Source organism: Frankia sp. R43 (assembly GCF_001306465.1).
Taxonomy (GTDB): domain Bacteria; phylum Actinomycetota; class Actinomycetes; order Frankiales; family Frankiaceae; genus Parafrankia; species Parafrankia irregularis.
The window spans coordinates 1-14179 of sequence record NZ_LFCW01000021.1 but is presented as its reverse complement, the minus strand read 5'-3'; the positions used below and the strand labels follow the sequence as shown (position 1 = coordinate 14179).

Below are 14179 nucleotides of genomic sequence, written 5' to 3'. Positions count from 1 at the left end.
GTCGAGCCGCCCGGGGTCGAGCCGCCCGGGGTCGAGCCGCCCGGGGTCGAGCCGCCCGGGGTCGAGCCGCCCGGGGTCGAGCCGCCCGGGGTCGAGCCGCCCCACGCGCCACGTGGGCGGTGGATGGTGCACAACTGGATAGATGACACCGGAGAATCGAGATCTTGCGGCTACGGGCCACATGGACCCCGTAGCGGCGATTCGTAATGGTCGAGTCGTTAGTGCGCGGAGTGTGGTCACTCTCCGTCGACTCCTGCACAGACCGAACACCCCCCACACACTGCTGCCTAAAATGATCAGTGGGAAAGGTGGGAAACCCTCCTGACCTGCGGTTACGTGGGTGGGAAACAGGGTGGGAAGCGGGTGGGAAACCTCGCCCCACCCGGTGGGAAACTCCGGGCACACCAGCTCCGGCCGCTTCGGCACCGTTTGCCACCTCGCGCGTCGGTCACTCTCCGTGGTTCAGGGTGGCCGTGGCGCCGGCGAGTCCGGGTCACCTCGCCGTGGTCCTGGCCGTCGACGTGCCCGACGCCGGGCCGGAGGTCCGGTGGCAGTAGTCCGGACAGGCCGGTGAGGTGGCGGAGCTGGTGTCCATGACATGTCCACGTTCGGTGCCGGTGGTGGCGTATCCCCCGACGTAGCAGGCGTTCCGGGGTGGATGTCCATGGACATGTCCACATGGACATCGGAGGCGCCGCCGGCTATCCCAGGATTGCCGGCGGCCGGTGAGCGGGTGCGGCCGGTGAGCGGGTGCGGCCGGTGAGCGGGTGCGGCCGGTGAGCGGGTGCGGCCGGTGAGCGGGTGCGGCCGGTGAGCGGGTGCGGCCGGTGAGCGGGTGCGGCCGGTGAGCGGGTGCGGCCGGTGAGCGGGTGCGGCCGGTGAGCGGGTGCGGCCGGCGAGCGGGTGCGGCCGGTGAGCAGGTGCGGCTGGTGAGCAGGAGATGTGCGAGACCCCCGGCGAACCGTGATCGCCGGGGGTCTCGCACATCCGAGGGAGTTTCGATCAGATGATCTGGCCGGCTGAGTCGATGAGGCGCTGTTCAGCGGTCATCGCGTCTTCGCGAAGACGAGTGAGGTCCGCCCGAGTCGCAGGGTGACGCATCGCGTATGTGGCTGCTGCTGCATCCCTGGCCACTGTGGCGAGGCTCGGCGTAGCCAAGCACAGGAGCGTCAACGGGACCGTTATCGCTGCCCGAGTCGCGTGGCTGGCGTCGCGCAACGTGTCGAGCCGCTCCAGCTCAGCACCATCGAGTCGGGCATCTTCCCGGACCCACATTGCACGCCTGTGGTCCGCGAGGGCCGCGGCGAGGGTTGCAACCGCGGCGCGGCTCGTTTCACGAGTGGCTGCGGTTTGCGCCGATCGAACCATGATCCACTGCGTCAGTCCGCCCACCAGGGTGCCCAGTAGTGCAGCTCCAGCCGCGATGATCGCCTCAACCATGACCGTGCCCCTCCCGATGTCCTCAACCTTGCGCACCCCGACGATACATCCGAACATCCAACTTCAGATGTATGAGTTCAGAGGAGTCACGAAACGTCCGATTCGGGCCGCTAACGGCCGGCGAGGGTGTGCGGCCGGCGAGGGTGTGCGGCCGGCGAGGGTGTGCGGCCGGCGAGGGTGTGCGGCCGGCGAGGGTGTGCGGCCGGCGAGGGTGTGCGGCCGGCGAGGGTGCGCGGTTCCACACGTACGAGACCCCCGGCGAACCACGATCCGCCGGGGGTCTCGTACGTGTGGTCAGTACTGGATGTCAAGCCGTTCGAAGCTCTTTACCTCAAGGAAGCTTTCGGCCCCGTACTGCTGCATCAGCGCACGGCCGAACGCACCCCCGGCTTCCCCGTAGTCGCCACGCTCGATGGCATCGGCCGCGGCGTTCGCACCCCCGAACGGGGCGAGATCCTGCCCCCGGGTGCCGGCCCCCTTACTGTTGCTCTTGACGTTCACAGCCGCTTTCCAGCCGATGACCATCGGCTTACGCAACCGGTCCGCCGCCGCGCGCCGCTTCAACGCTTCCAACACACGAGTGTCCTGCGGCCCCTTGCGCCCGCCGCGGGTCTGGCCGCTACCTCCCGTGACGAGCTTCCGGTATCGCTGCGCCGTCCGCATCGCTGACGCACGCTTGATGGCCCCACCATTGGTCAAGTCGAGCGCTTCGACGATTTCGCGATTCGACTTCCCTTCTTCAACGAGGGAACGAAACCCATCACGCCAGTCGAACGAGTCCGCGAACTTCTGCATTTCCTCTTCGGGAGTCATCGCCCTACCGCCTTACGCAATGCGCCGAACACGTCATCCGCGCCGGAGTTCAGGATCTCGATTATGTCAGGGGTGAGTTCGCCGTACGCTTCGAGCTTCCACTTGCCCAACTGGCCGGACACCACCATCCCACCCGGGATGTCGTCCGGAGATGAAGCCGTGAAATACGCCGCATCCTTGAATAGCGCGAATGGGGTCCGCCCGGATGTCTCCCGAACCTTGTCGAGCGAGCGCGCCTGATTCCCCGCGGCGCGGTCCCGAACATGTGCGCGCCAATCCGGCCGGAACAGCGGTGTCGCGTTGTACTGCTCCGACGCGAGCCACCCCCCGAGGAACGTGGCGTACATCGCCTTTACCGCGGCCAGTGCCGCCAGATCGACGCTCGCGGTTCCGGTGGCGAGGTACGCGCGCGCGTCACGTGTGGCCCGGTACCACCTGTCCAACCACGGGTGCCCGTCAGTCCAGACCAGCCCCTCATCGACGCTTCGGACGAGTCCGCGATCGGCGAGGTATCGAGCGCCCGGGGCGGAGTACCAGTCATCCCCATGCGCCACGAACGGCGCCACATCACCCGCTTCGGGCGCGACGGTCAACCGGTAGTACGCCGGAGCTTTCGGCGAGATGACGATTCGTTCGGCGAGGTGGATTGGTCTACCGGTGCCGAGCGGAATTGCTCCCGCAGCAGAGAGGTACTGCCCGTTGACGTCGCACCGAATGAGGAACCGCGCGGCTCGTTCTTCGGGTGTGAGCGGTCGGTACCACGTTGCTCGGGGGGTCGGGACGGGGTGGGAGACGTCCCCGATCCGCTCATCCGGGGGGAGCCGGCGAGGCGCACGCCCTTGGACCATCCGGAACAGGCGGTAGCCGGTGAGCCCCCGCCCCTCGCCCCAGACGAGACCCGGACCGCCAGAACCGGGCGCACCCTTGCTCGGGAACGCGGACCCGATTCGCGCGGCCACGTCGCCGATGAACGTGTCATCGGTCGGACCCTCCCACTCGACTTCCGCGAGTGTCCTACGGAGCGACTCCAAGCCGGCCGGCGTCAGCTCCGGTGCCGTCCAAGGGGCCGGAGCTGGTGCGGCCGGAGCTGGTGCGGCCGGAGCTGGTGCGGCCGGAGCTGGTGCGGCCGGAGCTGGTGCGGCCGGAGCTGGTGCGGCCGGAGCTGGTGCGGCCGGAGCTGGTGCGGCCGGAGCTGGTGCGGCCGGAGCTGGTGCGGCCGGAGCTGGTGCGGCCGGAGCTGGTGCGGCCGGAGCTGGTGCGGCCGGAGCTGGTGCGGCCGGAGCTGGTGCGGCCGGAGCTGGTGCGGCCGGAGCTGGTGCGGCCGGAGCTGGCATGAGCGTCTGCTGAGTCGGCACCTCGCAGGACGGATGTGCTTGGACATAGGCGCCGGTGGCATCCACATAGACGCCATCTCCCGGAATGTGCGGAGCCATCGGCTCTCCACACCCCAGGCAGGGCCCGGTACTCCGCTCCGGAGCGCCACCCGACGTCGGTATGGGAGGCGGACTCGCAGCATCTCCGCTGTCACCGTCGGAGTCCTGGCCGTCGTCCTCGGGAATGTCGAGCAAGCGGCCCAGGTCGAGCTTGAGCACCTTGACTCGGCCGGAATCGGACCACAGTGAGTCGCTCTCACTGTGCGTGCTCTTAACCCACCCTGCTTCGGTGAGCGCGCGAATAAGGTCGTTCGCCGCTGGCATCGGCCACCCATCGCGGTCCCGAACTCGCCGACGAATCGCGTCCGCGATGTCATCCCACTCCGACGAACGAACCACGAGCATTACGCGACGCCACGGGGAGCGGCCGGACCCTCCCCACACCCGGACCGCACCAAGCGGGTCACCTCGCCCTGCGGGGAACCATTGCGTGCCCTCTTGCTCCCCCAAAACCGCACCCTGACGCCATCCAACGGCACCCGGACCGTGTCCCGGGATTGTTGGAGGTACCGCCGCATCGCCGGGGCCGCGGGTAGGCGATGCGAGATACCACGTGCCATCCCGAAGCATTTCCCGGAATCGCCGAATGAACAGCACCACAGGGTTCCGCGCGGATTGTCCAGACCCAGTCATGCCGCACCGGCGAGCCTGAGCGTCCGCAACGCCATGGATGACGTCCGCTCCCCACAGGGCGAATGCCTCCCCCGGACCGATACCCGCGCGCTCCCACCCATCCGCGAGGAGTCGCACTCCGGCTACGGCGAGCGTGGCGTTCTGCCTTGCCCTGTTGTGGCCGTTCCGCTCCCAGTCCGAGACCTGTTCCCGTGCCCAGGCAACCGCTCGCCGTGGCGCGTCCAGATCGCCCAAGCCATCACGGATCATGCGAGCATGTGCGCGCGAGATAGCCCGGATGTTCTGCTGCACTTCGGTCAAGACTGTGGTGTTCGCTTCGCAGTCAACTTTGAGTGCGAGGTACCGAGCAATCTCCGAACCGTGCTGGTCTTCGTCTGGGTAATCCTCCGCAGTCACGAGGATGCAGCACCGTGGGTATCGGTCAGTCCGAATGCCGACTCCGTCCCGAGTGGCTTTGGTCCCGCCCTTCTGAGTCGCCATGCTCTGAGCGAGACCGGAGAGCATCATCCATTGCGCGCGAACGTCGCCGGGGGTGAGGTGACCCGCGAATGCGTCGTCGACGATCGCAACGCTACCGGCGAGGTGGTACAACAGCCGGTCTGTTCCGATCTTCGACGACGCGTTGTGTCGCACGTTCACCGTGGCGCGGTCTGCATCACCGTCGACCGGCACCCATTCCCGGGACTGTGCGCCGGTGACGATTCCAGCCATGGCGCTCTTTCGAATACCGGTGTCTCCGGCAATAGCGACGGCGAGGTGAGGAACCCCGGGGAGTCCCGCCCACGGCGAGTAGGCGAGCAAGGCCAGCATCGCCAGTGGAACTGACGGGTCCGGGGTGACGTCGAGGAACCGCAACAATGCGTTGTAGTCCTCGCCGTATGTTTCGTTCGTCGACGGGTTATCAAGCCCCAGGACCCGAATTCCCTCTTCCTTGACTACCTGAGGCGGAAGCTCGCACATAGCGGTGGGATCGGTCCCATCCGCGGTAAGTGCCGGCGTCCCCTGACGGAGGAATACGGGCGCACGTTCCGGGCGAAATAGGAGCCCCGGCACCCCGTAGGCGGCGGACACGCCATGCTCGTATCGAACTGTCATGCCGGCCGCGCGGATCGCATCGGAGACAGGGTCCGCACCACGCTTGGGGACGACGCCGCCGATCCCGGTCTCCTGTGGCCAGGATGGTTCACGAGAGCGCATGTCCCTGTCGGTCACGAGCGCATTCCGTGGTTCTGCGCCCGGGGGTGCGTAGGTGACGTCAAACATCGTTTCGATGATCGGTCCCGGACTCAGGTCCGGCGCAACATCTCGGAGTTCGGTCACGCGAGAGATGTTCAGTTGCCCAGGGAGGATTTGGTATTCCTGTTCCTCTCCGTCTCGCTTGGAAACGGCATAGAGCGCCGTTTCATACTGCCGAAACTCGCGACCAACCAGCCGATGGACGACTACGCCGGGCGCGTCCTGGGAGACGTCCGCGAGGTGTGGCCTGGTGCGACCTACCCCACTCGGCTTCGGCTGTCCGGCCGCCCGACGCGGCGAGGTGACCTCTTCGCCGTCGTCATCGGTCGGAGGTTCGATGGGGTCCGGGGTGCCCGCCATCGCTGCGCGGAGACGTGGGTCCTCCGCGGGGGCCGTCACTGGCCCACCTCGCCGGAGCTGGTCCCCCGAACGGGGTGGATATCGCAGTGAGCTTCCCGGGACTCTGCCCGGGCATCGGGCGCAGACGCGCGCGCGACCGTACGATTGGTGTGCACGTAGCACTCCAGTTCTCGTGAGGGGTTCGGGAGTGTCCGGCCCGGGTGTTGCCAGCACCCGGGCCACTTGCGTTTCAGGGCATCACGCCGCCCGCTCTCCGTCCCCCGCCCGCTGACGGGTTCGGGGGTGCCTGTCCTTGGCGCCCTGCGGACGGCCTGTGCGTCGGGGGGTGTAGTCCGCGACGTCGACGCCGGCCGCGTACGCGAGAGCGGCACGGATCACGAGACACGATGAAGCGTCCGCCGGCACATCAAGCCGTTGCATCGCGAGTAGGTAAAGATCGTCTGGGACCCTTGCTGACCGCGTGCGCGTCTGCATCTACCCCACCTCCTCTACAAGTCGCATGCGATTAGTTCCAACACTCAGAGTAGCACCGACGTTTCGGGCGTGAGGGACATCCCACGCCGCGTGTTGCACTTCGGGGACGCACCCCCTGTCCACCTCCGAGATGCGACATCAGACTGTGGATGTTCACAACACAGGGGGTGGCTCGTGTCATGCGGATACTGATCTTCGCCAGCCAGAAGGGTGGCGTCGGCAAGACCACGTCCGCTCTCAACATCACTCACTTGCTCGCCGAGACGCTCGCCGCGCGCGTGCTGCTACTGGACACCGATCCCAACGGGGACTCCGCCAGATGGGCGGACCGCGCGCGTGCGGCCGGCGTCCAGCTCCGCTTCGACTACACCGCGGAGACCGACCCTCGACTCCTGGGACACGTCCGCGAGGTAGCCGAGTACGACGTGATCGTTGTGGACACGCCGGGCGCCCGGGAATCCGCTGCGCTGCTTGCCGTGGTGCGTCATGCGGACGCGGTCATCCTCCCGAGTCCACCCGCGGCGCTGGACCTGGCAGGGCTCGCCCGGACAGTCCGAGAGGTGGTCCGGCCATCCGGGGTGCCGTTCCGGGTGCTCCTCACTCGCGTGGACCCCCGATCGATCCCCCGGGCGGAGCAAGCCCGGACCGATCTAGTGGAACAGGGGTTCGGTGTGTTCAGCACGATCATCCGGAGCTATGCAGCACACGAAGATGCAGCGTTGGCCGGAGTGCCGATCGGTGCCTACCGCGGCCGGTACGCCAGCGAAGCCGATCTCGACTACCGCCGGGTGACGGCGGAGGTCATCCGCGACTACGTGACAGGAGACATCAGATGACACCGCCCGGACGCCGGAAGTTCCGGGACATGCTCGCCCCAGAGTCGGAGTCGACTCCGGCTGTCGAGCCGCCTGCCGCGCCGGAGTCTGCGTCACCGACCGAACCGGCCGCGCCGGAGTCGACCCCCGCGCGGCCGGCGCCCACCCGCACCAGAAGGAGTTCCGTTCGCTCGCAACCAAAATCCGGACATCCAACACCGAAAATCGAACACCGAACATCCGACTCTCCGACTTCTGAGGTATCGTCGACTCCAGAAGCACCGACCCTGCCGGACTTGCTGAGGAGGCGAAGAGTGGCCGTACAGACGGAGATCCCGCGAGAGCGGGTGTCCTACTACCTGAGCAAGCCGATCATCGATGCCGTTGAGCGGCTCACCCTCGAACTGTCCCTGGAACTCGGCAAGCGCGTGACCAAGGCCGACGTCGTTGACGGACTGCTCACGCTCGGACTCGACCAGCGCGCGAAGTTGGTCCGCGAGATCAGGAAGTCGAAGGGCCTGTAACCAGACGGGCCGCGCCCGGGATTCCGCCCCGGACACGGCCCTTGACCGAACCCCTCTGCAGAAGGGAATCCGACCCATGCCGACCGTACCCACCCCGGAAACCCCCGTCGCGTGCGACTGGTGCACCGCACCGCCCGTTGTCGTGTACCCCAACATCGCCATCTGCCGAACCCACCTCCCGGACGAGCCCGACTACGGCCCCGGCAGCTCCGGCTACCGCGCGGCACGGCGCGCCGCGCGCAAGGCGAACGGGGGTGTGAAGTGAAGTTCCGCATCGAGACGCAGAAGTACACCGACACCCACACCGTCAACGGCGAGTCCGCGCCGGTCACCCGCACCCGCCGCGTGGCCGTGCCGGTGCTCCCCCGGGACATCGACGTCATCGCGGTGCGCGGTGTCGTCGGCCTGGTGCTCGCGCTCACGCTGGTGTCCATCACGTGGTCGACGGTGTCCATCGCGCACCTGTTGAACGGCACGTGGACGGCCTACCTCGCCGGTGCGGTGTTCGACCTCGCGTGGCTCGCCACGCTCGGGATGTCGTTCATCGTCCGGTTCCGGCCCGACCGGCGCGCGACTGTGGACAAGATCGGATGGGCGTTGCTCGCGGTCACCGTGACCGCCATCGCCCTGGAGGGACTCCAGACCGGCGGGGTTGCCATGGCGTGCATCGGCGCGTCCGTCAGCATCGCGGCGAAGGTCCTGTGGTGGACCCTGAACCGCGCGACGGCCCCGGACCTGTCACCGGACGACGCACAGTGGGTGGCTCAGCAGATCTCCCGCGCGTCCGCCCAGATGGCCGTGGCCGCGGTTCGCCGACAGGTGGCCCGGGTGGAAGACCAGGCGACGGCGCAGATGCTCGCAATGGAGGCATCGCGACGTCCCCCCCTCGGAACGGACGTCGTCGGCCTGCCTGTGGGCGAGGTGGCCCCGGTGGCGGACTCCCACCCACCTCCCGTGGGACGTCAGGCCGACGTCCTGACCGAAATCCCGCAGGTCGCGACGCTGTCCCCCCTCGCGCCGGAGGACACCCCGGACGTCCCGGGGGACAACGGGACCCCACGCGGCTCCAAGGCCCGTCGTATCCGCGAGCTTGTCGCAAGCGGAGTGACCGACGTCCCCACGATCCGAGAGCGTCTCGCGGACTCCGGCGTGACGGCCGACCCCTCACATATCCGCCGGATCATCCGGGAGTCCCGGGCCACGGCGCACGAGCCGAACCCGTACCTGTAGCCCCGAGCTACCCCCGACATCAGTGGAGCTGGTGACCGACGCCATCGGTCACCAGCTCCGAGAACACCCCCGCCGTTGCACCCGGAAGGGACGTCCCGTGACCATTCTCGCCGTTCTCGTTCTGATCTTGGCCGGTATCCACCTCGCGGAGCGCGCCGCACACCTCGCTCAGGCCGTTCTCGCCACGCTCCGCCGGCCCGTCGTGGCCCTGAGCGTCGCTCTGGCGCTCGTCTACGGCCGGCCGGTGCTCTCGCACCCGGAGGTGGTTACGGGTGCCGTGGTGGCGATCCTGGCCGCTCTCGCTGGTGTCGCCGGACTCGTTCACCTCGCCCGTACCCGCGGGCCCCGTGTCGCCTGAACCCCCATCCACCCACGGCCCGATCCCCGTTTCGCAGAGAGAGGCAGCACCATGCAGGAAGCCGTGATCACCATCGCCGGGAACCTCGCCAACGACCCTGAGCTTCGGTTCACCCCGAACGGCGCGGCCGTCGCGTCGTTCGTCATCGCCTGCACTGAGCGTCGTCGGGACCCGAACACCGGCGAGTGGTCGGACGGAGCGACGTCCTACCACCGGTGCACCGCGTGGCGGCAGACCGCAGAGAACGCGGCAGCGTCGTTGAACAAGGGAGACCGGGTGCTCGTGGTGGGCACGCTGCGCCAGTCGTCCTGGGCAGACAAGCAGAGCGGCGAGACCCGCTACGGGTGGGACGTCCAGGTGGACGAGGTCGCCGTGTCGGTCAAGTTCCACGCGGCGCGTTCGCTGCGGCCGGAGCGCTCCGGCGCGGCGGACAGCACGAGCGCCACCACTCCGGGCCGCGGGACCGCGGTTCCGGCGTATCAGTCCTGATCATCCCGGTTATCCACAGGCCGGACTAAACCCCTTTGCTCGGCGGGATCGGGCGCGTGACTCTCAGCAAAGACCTCACGCGCCCGACCCCTTGACCACGGGAGTGCACCCCATGGCCCGACATGATCTTTCCACACGAACCCCCGCCCGGACCATCGGGTGGCGCTGGGTCTCCGGCGCCCCGCTCGACGGAGTCCGTCGCACCGACGCCACGTGGTTCCACCCGGCAACCACCATCATCGACCCCTTCGGCACTGTCGTCCCCGTCTCAGGCAGGGCCTACCGCTGGCAACAGCGGCCCCGGTGGCAGCGTGCCGCGCACCGCACCGGCGGCACCCTCGCAGTCCTGGGTGAGGCGTACGGGCAGATCGTGGACCCGACCCTGACCACCTCCCTGACTGGCGTCGCGGCGGCCGGTGGGCTCGCCTACGTGGGCAACCGGGCGCACCGCCGGTGGGCGCTCCGCCAGCACCGGCACAAGCTCGTTCAGCCGCTGATGAAGTCGCTGTCCGGACCGCTCAACCTCCCTGTCGGCGCGTCGCCGGACAAGTGGCTCCTCGTGCCGAAGCACCCCGAGCGCGAGGGGTCCATCACCCGCGTGAACCTCCCGGACCACTGGGTGGGTGAGGAGTACCAGCAGCTCGCCGTCGCGCGGCTCATCGACAGGTGGGTCAAGGTCCCGATGGAGGTGTCCCGTGTTCACCTGACGTCGGCCCCCCGCTTCATGGAGTTCATGCCCACTCCGCAACCCCCGGACGCCGTCGCGTGGGAGTCCTCCGACAGCCCGTACGTGATGCACATCGGTGCCGGAGCAGGCAAGACGCCGATCTACGCCCGGACCGAGACCGACGTCCCCCACATGGCCGTGGTCGCCGGTTCCGGGAGCGGGAAAACCACCACTCTGACCGTGCCCCTGCTGCACAACCGCGAGCACGGAGCGCTGGTCGACATCATCGACCTGAAGCGCATGAGCTTTACCGAAATAGATGACGAGCATCCGCACGGGATCGCGGGGGACCCGAGTCGCCCGTCCCGGACCGTGTCCGGGGTCCGCATTCACACGCGAATTGAAGACTCGATTCGTGCGCTGGCGGAATTCGTGGCGTCCGCTACCGCCATCGCGTTGATGCAGCAGGCCGGAATGTCGACAAAGCATCTTCCCGCCCGCGTTCTCATTATCGACGAATTCGGCTCGTTCGCGGGTGGGGCAAGCCAGTGGTGGACTGGTCCCGGAAAGCAGAAGAAGCAGTCTCCGATCCCGTTTTGGTTGCACGTCACGTTGATGCAGGGCCGCGCATTGGAACATCGCATTGTGCTCGGGGCTCACCAAATGTCGCTGACTCTGTTCGGCAAGAGCGGGTCTGACGCGCGAGACCTGTTCTCCGGTCGAATCCTGACCGGAACGTGCTCCGCTCAGAAGTGGATCACGACCTATGGGCACGTCAAGAAGCCCGCATGGGATGCCGACATCAAGGGTCGTGGAACATACGGTCCGCTCGGCGAGCGGCCGGAGCTTATCCAGATCGCTTACATTCCACAGGAAGAGGCGAACGCGCGACTCCGGGAACTGCCAGAGGCGCCCGAGTGGTTCGACGCAGGAAGCTGCGCCCCATGGATCACGGAAGAGCACGTCCGCGAGGTGGAAAGCTCCTACGGCGCTGGACGTTGGGTTCCCGGGTGGGGCCACCTCTTCGACGAAGAAGCCGACGATGACATGGACGAAACGGGCTCAACCCCCGCGGAAGCCCTGGTTGACAGCTCATCCCACGACGCCGGGGGGTGGGTGCCGGACGTCACTGTGGGTGGCTGGACCCCGGACGTAACGGACTACGTGACGGTCACGCATGCGGACTCGACAGGGGACCCGTCCACCGGCGATGCCCGTGACACCCCGGACCCTGTCACGGTCCAGCCCGTGACGGCGGACACCGACGGTGATGGCGCGGCGGAGCGGATCACCCTCCCGGAGGCGTGCCGGACAGGCGTGATCCCTCTCAAGCCCGGAACGGCTCGCGCGGCAAGAATGCGTGACCCGAAATTCCCGAAGGGGCAGGGAGAAGGGCGAGACCAGACCTACACGCCGGAAGAGCTTCAGGCGTGGTACGCGAACAGGATCGCCCAATAGTCGAGCGGGACCCTGACCCCGTTCCGCTCGACTGGTCCGGCAACAACGGTTCCCCGAAAGGTGGCATCGGGAAACCCGCACCGTGCGTCATCTGCCACCGCCCCGCAATTGTCCGGGCGCCGAACGGCATCCCCTGCCACAAGACATGCGCCGAACGGCACCCGGACATGCACTCTCAGCTCAACTCCGGACATCAATCCGGAACACGGCGACGCACACCGAACGCGGCGCAGCCGGAGCGAGTCCAATTCCTGTAGACACCCCGGGAGGGCATCCCGTGATCCGATTCCTTGACCCAGGCGGAACCCGGTACGGCATTCCCACCTGGCCGTGGGGTATGGCGCCATCGGGGCTCTACACCCGGAGTCAGCTTCGGGAAATCGGATTTCGGCCCGTCTCGCCGGGGGACCCTGTCGGACAACTGATGTGGCGCTCCCACCGTGGGGACGCTGGCGGAATTCGAACCGCACTTCTCTACCCGATCATTCAGACGGTCCAACGGGCCACCGCCACCCCTCGACAGATGGCCGCACTCGACCGCGCGCACGCCGCACGGAAAACATGCCCCGACTGTCGCGAGAACGTTGGATACACGATTCCCGCCCATCTTGGAATCTGCCTCGACTGCGCATCGCTATACGCAAAAAGGGTTGCCTGAACAGCAAGACAAGGTAAGATCAAGGCAATCCCGGAAGTGTTGGGTGATTACTGTCGCCAAAGGAGAATCAAATGTCTCGTCAGACGGATCGCGACGCCGAAACCCTGAGGGTCCTGACCACCGAAAAAAAGTTGAAGGAAGCTCGAATTTCGGGCACCGACGCAGAGGCCCGGCGGCTGGAGCGTCGCATTGACGACAGCCTCAACGCACTCGGCTACGGTGACAAGTACAAGGGTTCCCAGTACGGGCACTAGTCGCACTGAACCGAGAGCCCCGGCAGCCACCTGGCGCCGGGGCTCTCGCGCGTCAGAGCCCGGACGGCACCGCGCACCTCGCCGGCCGCGCACCTCGCCGGCCGCGCACCTCGCCGGCCGCGCACCTCGCCGGCCGCGCACCTCGCCGGCCGCGCACCTCGCCGGCCGCGCACCTCGCCGGCCGCGCACCTCGCCGGCCGCGCACCTCGCCGGCCGCGCACCTCGCCGGCCGCGCACCTCGCCGGCCGCGGATGTCCACGTGGGCATGTCCGTGGACATCCACCCCCCGAAACCCCTGCTACGTCGGGGGATACGCCACCACCGACACCGATGCGGACATGTCATGGACACCAGCTCCGCCACCTCACCGGCCTGTCCGGACTACCGCCACCGGACCTCCGGCCCGGCGTCGGGCACGTCGACGGCCAGGACCACGGCGAGGTGGCCCGGACTCGCCGGCGCCACGGCCACCCTGAACCACGGAGAGTGACCGACGCGCGAGGTGGCAAACGGTGCCGAAGCGGCCGGAGCTGGTGTGCCCGGAGTTTCCCACCGGGTGGGGCGAGGTTTCCCACCCGCTTCCCACCCTGTTTCCCACCCACGTAACCGCAGGTCAGGAGGGTTTCCCACCTTTCCCACTGATCATTTTAGGCAGCAGTGTGTGGGGGGTGTTCGGTCTGTGCAGGAGTCGACGGAGAGTGACCACACTCCGCGCACTAACGACTCGACCATTACGAATCGCCGCTACGGGGTCCATGTGGCCCGTAGCCGCAAGATCTCGATTCTCCGGTGTCATCTATCCAGTTGTGCACCATCCACCGCCCACGTGGCGCGTGGGGCGGCTCGACCCCGGGCGGCTCGACCCCGGGCGGCTCGACCCCGGGCGGCTCGACCCCGGGCGGCTCGACCCCGGGCGGCTCGACCCCGGGCGGCTCGACCCCGGGCGGCTCGACCCCGGGCGGCTCGACCCCGGGCGGCTCGACCCCGGGCGGCTCGACACACCATCCGAACATCCGAAGTCAGATGGTGAAAGACGGATGTAGATAGTCGGACGTCCACAGTCGGATGTCCGACTATGCGCGCGCCGAAGAATGCGCCGGACAGCCTGCGCAAAGAATACACACTGAAACGTCAAACAATCACCCAAAGAATGCGCCATGAATGCGCGGCATGAATGGCGCCGGAATGTCGGTGGGGGATTCTTTCGCTGCGCTCAAGAATGCTGGCCCCGTGCAAGCGCAGCGCCGCACTAATGCTCTCTCTTATACCACTCTGACGCTGCCGACGCTATGCATTGTGCAGATCGTGGTGGTCGCGGCTTATTAGAACAACAAAAA

14 protein-coding genes are annotated in these 14179 nt (G+C 67.6%); 11 read left to right on the top strand and 3 right to left on the bottom strand.

The annotated features are described in order from the left end of the window. Positions 1–1002: 1002 nt before the first annotated feature. From ACG83_RS41245 to ACG83_RS47515, 3 genes are all read right to left on the bottom strand, one after another. Positions 1003–1440 carry a hypothetical protein gene (locus ACG83_RS41245; protein ID WP_054571684.1) on the bottom strand — a complete coding sequence of 146 codons (438 nt, stop codon included), beginning with the start codon at positions 1438–1440 and terminating at the stop codon, positions 1003–1005. Between the two features lie 294 nt (positions 1441–1734). Further along, on the bottom strand, positions 1735–2253 hold the full coding sequence (locus ACG83_RS41240; RefSeq protein WP_083474014.1) for a hypothetical protein: 519 nt from the start codon (positions 2251–2253) through the stop codon (positions 1735–1737). Further along, a complete protein-coding gene (locus ACG83_RS47515) occupies positions 2250–2846 on the bottom strand; it encodes a hypothetical protein (protein ID WP_235498529.1) in 597 nt (198 codons plus the stop codon). The genes ACG83_RS41240 and ACG83_RS47515 overlap by 4 nt, the downstream gene beginning before the upstream one ends. Positions 2847–3304: 458 nt before the next feature. Between ACG83_RS47515 and ACG83_RS47510 the strand changes: the two genes are divergently transcribed. From ACG83_RS47510 to ACG83_RS41180, 11 genes are all read left to right on the top strand, one after another. Further along, positions 3305–3589, top strand: a complete 285-nt coding sequence (locus tag ACG83_RS47510) for a hypothetical protein (protein ID WP_054571681.1) — start codon at positions 3305–3307, stop codon at positions 3587–3589. 2979 nt (positions 3590–6568) lie between these two features. Continuing rightward, a complete protein-coding gene (locus tag ACG83_RS41220) occupies positions 6569–7225 on the top strand; it encodes a ParA family protein (RefSeq protein ID WP_054571679.1) in 657 nt (218 codons plus the stop codon). A gap of 293 nt (positions 7226–7518) precedes the next feature. Further along, positions 7519–7728, top strand: a complete 210-nt coding sequence (locus tag ACG83_RS41215) for a hypothetical protein (RefSeq protein WP_054571678.1) — start codon at positions 7519–7521, stop codon at positions 7726–7728. A 76-nt stretch (positions 7729–7804) separates the two neighbouring features. After that, a complete protein-coding gene (locus ACG83_RS41210; RefSeq protein WP_054571677.1) occupies positions 7805–7993 on the top strand; it encodes a hypothetical protein in 189 nt (62 codons plus the stop codon). Then, positions 7990–8958, top strand: a complete 969-nt coding sequence (locus ACG83_RS41205) for a hypothetical protein (RefSeq protein ID WP_054571676.1) — start codon at positions 7990–7992, stop codon at positions 8956–8958. The genes ACG83_RS41210 and ACG83_RS41205 overlap by 4 nt, the downstream gene beginning before the upstream one ends. A gap of 97 nt (positions 8959–9055) precedes the next feature. Beyond that, complete coding sequence (locus ACG83_RS41200) at positions 9056–9316, top strand: hypothetical protein (RefSeq protein ID WP_054571675.1); 261 nt, start codon at positions 9056–9058, stop codon at positions 9314–9316. A 51-nt stretch (positions 9317–9367) separates the two neighbouring features. Then, positions 9368–9805, top strand: coding sequence for a single-stranded DNA-binding protein (ssb, locus tag ACG83_RS41195; RefSeq protein ID WP_054571674.1), 438 nt, complete (start codon positions 9368–9370; stop codon positions 9803–9805). Positions 9806–9917: 112 nt separating this feature from the next. Continuing rightward, positions 9918–11930, top strand: a complete 2013-nt coding sequence (locus ACG83_RS41190; protein ID WP_054571673.1) for a type IV secretory system conjugative DNA transfer family protein — start codon at positions 9918–9920, stop codon at positions 11928–11930. A 145-nt stretch (positions 11931–12075) separates the two neighbouring features. Further along, the gene (locus tag ACG83_RS47830) at positions 12076–12588 is read left to right on the top strand and encodes an RRQRL motif-containing zinc-binding protein (RefSeq protein WP_304438458.1); all 513 of its coding nucleotides are present in this window, start codon (positions 12076–12078) and stop codon (positions 12586–12588) included. Positions 12589–12659: 71 nt separating this feature from the next. Then, complete coding sequence (locus ACG83_RS41185; protein WP_054571672.1) at positions 12660–12842, top strand: hypothetical protein; 183 nt, start codon at positions 12660–12662, stop codon at positions 12840–12842. Positions 12843–13675: 833 nt separating this feature from the next. Then, positions 13676–13885, top strand: a complete 210-nt coding sequence (locus ACG83_RS41180; protein WP_054571671.1) for a hypothetical protein — start codon at positions 13676–13678, stop codon at positions 13883–13885. Positions 13886–14179: the final 294 nt, after the last annotated feature.

What these genes read in the sequence shown, in the direction of transcription:
- ACG83_RS41245 (WP_054571684.1), bottom strand. Translation starts at nt 1,440, where the DNA reads ATGGTTGAGGCGATCATCGCGGCTGGAGCTGCACTACTGGGCACCCTG.
- ACG83_RS41240 (WP_083474014.1), bottom strand. Translation starts at nt 2,253, where the DNA reads ATGACTCCCGAAGAGGAAATGCAGAAGTTCGCGGACTCGTTCGACTGG.
- ssb (WP_054571674.1), top strand. Translation starts at nt 9,368, where the DNA reads ATGCAGGAAGCCGTGATCACCATCGCCGGGAACCTCGCCAACGACCCT.
- ACG83_RS41220 (WP_054571679.1), top strand. Translation starts at nt 6,569, where the DNA reads ATGCGGATACTGATCTTCGCCAGCCAGAAGGGTGGCGTCGGCAAGACC.
- ACG83_RS47830 (WP_304438458.1), top strand. Translation starts at nt 12,076, where the DNA reads ATGCGCCGAACGGCACCCGGACATGCACTCTCAGCTCAACTCCGGACA.
- ACG83_RS41210 (WP_054571677.1), top strand. Translation starts at nt 7,805, where the DNA reads ATGCCGACCGTACCCACCCCGGAAACCCCCGTCGCGTGCGACTGGTGC.
- ACG83_RS41185 (WP_054571672.1), top strand. Translation starts at nt 12,660, where the DNA reads ATGTCTCGTCAGACGGATCGCGACGCCGAAACCCTGAGGGTCCTGACC.
- ACG83_RS41190 (WP_054571673.1), top strand. Translation starts at nt 9,918, where the DNA reads ATGGCCCGACATGATCTTTCCACACGAACCCCCGCCCGGACCATCGGG.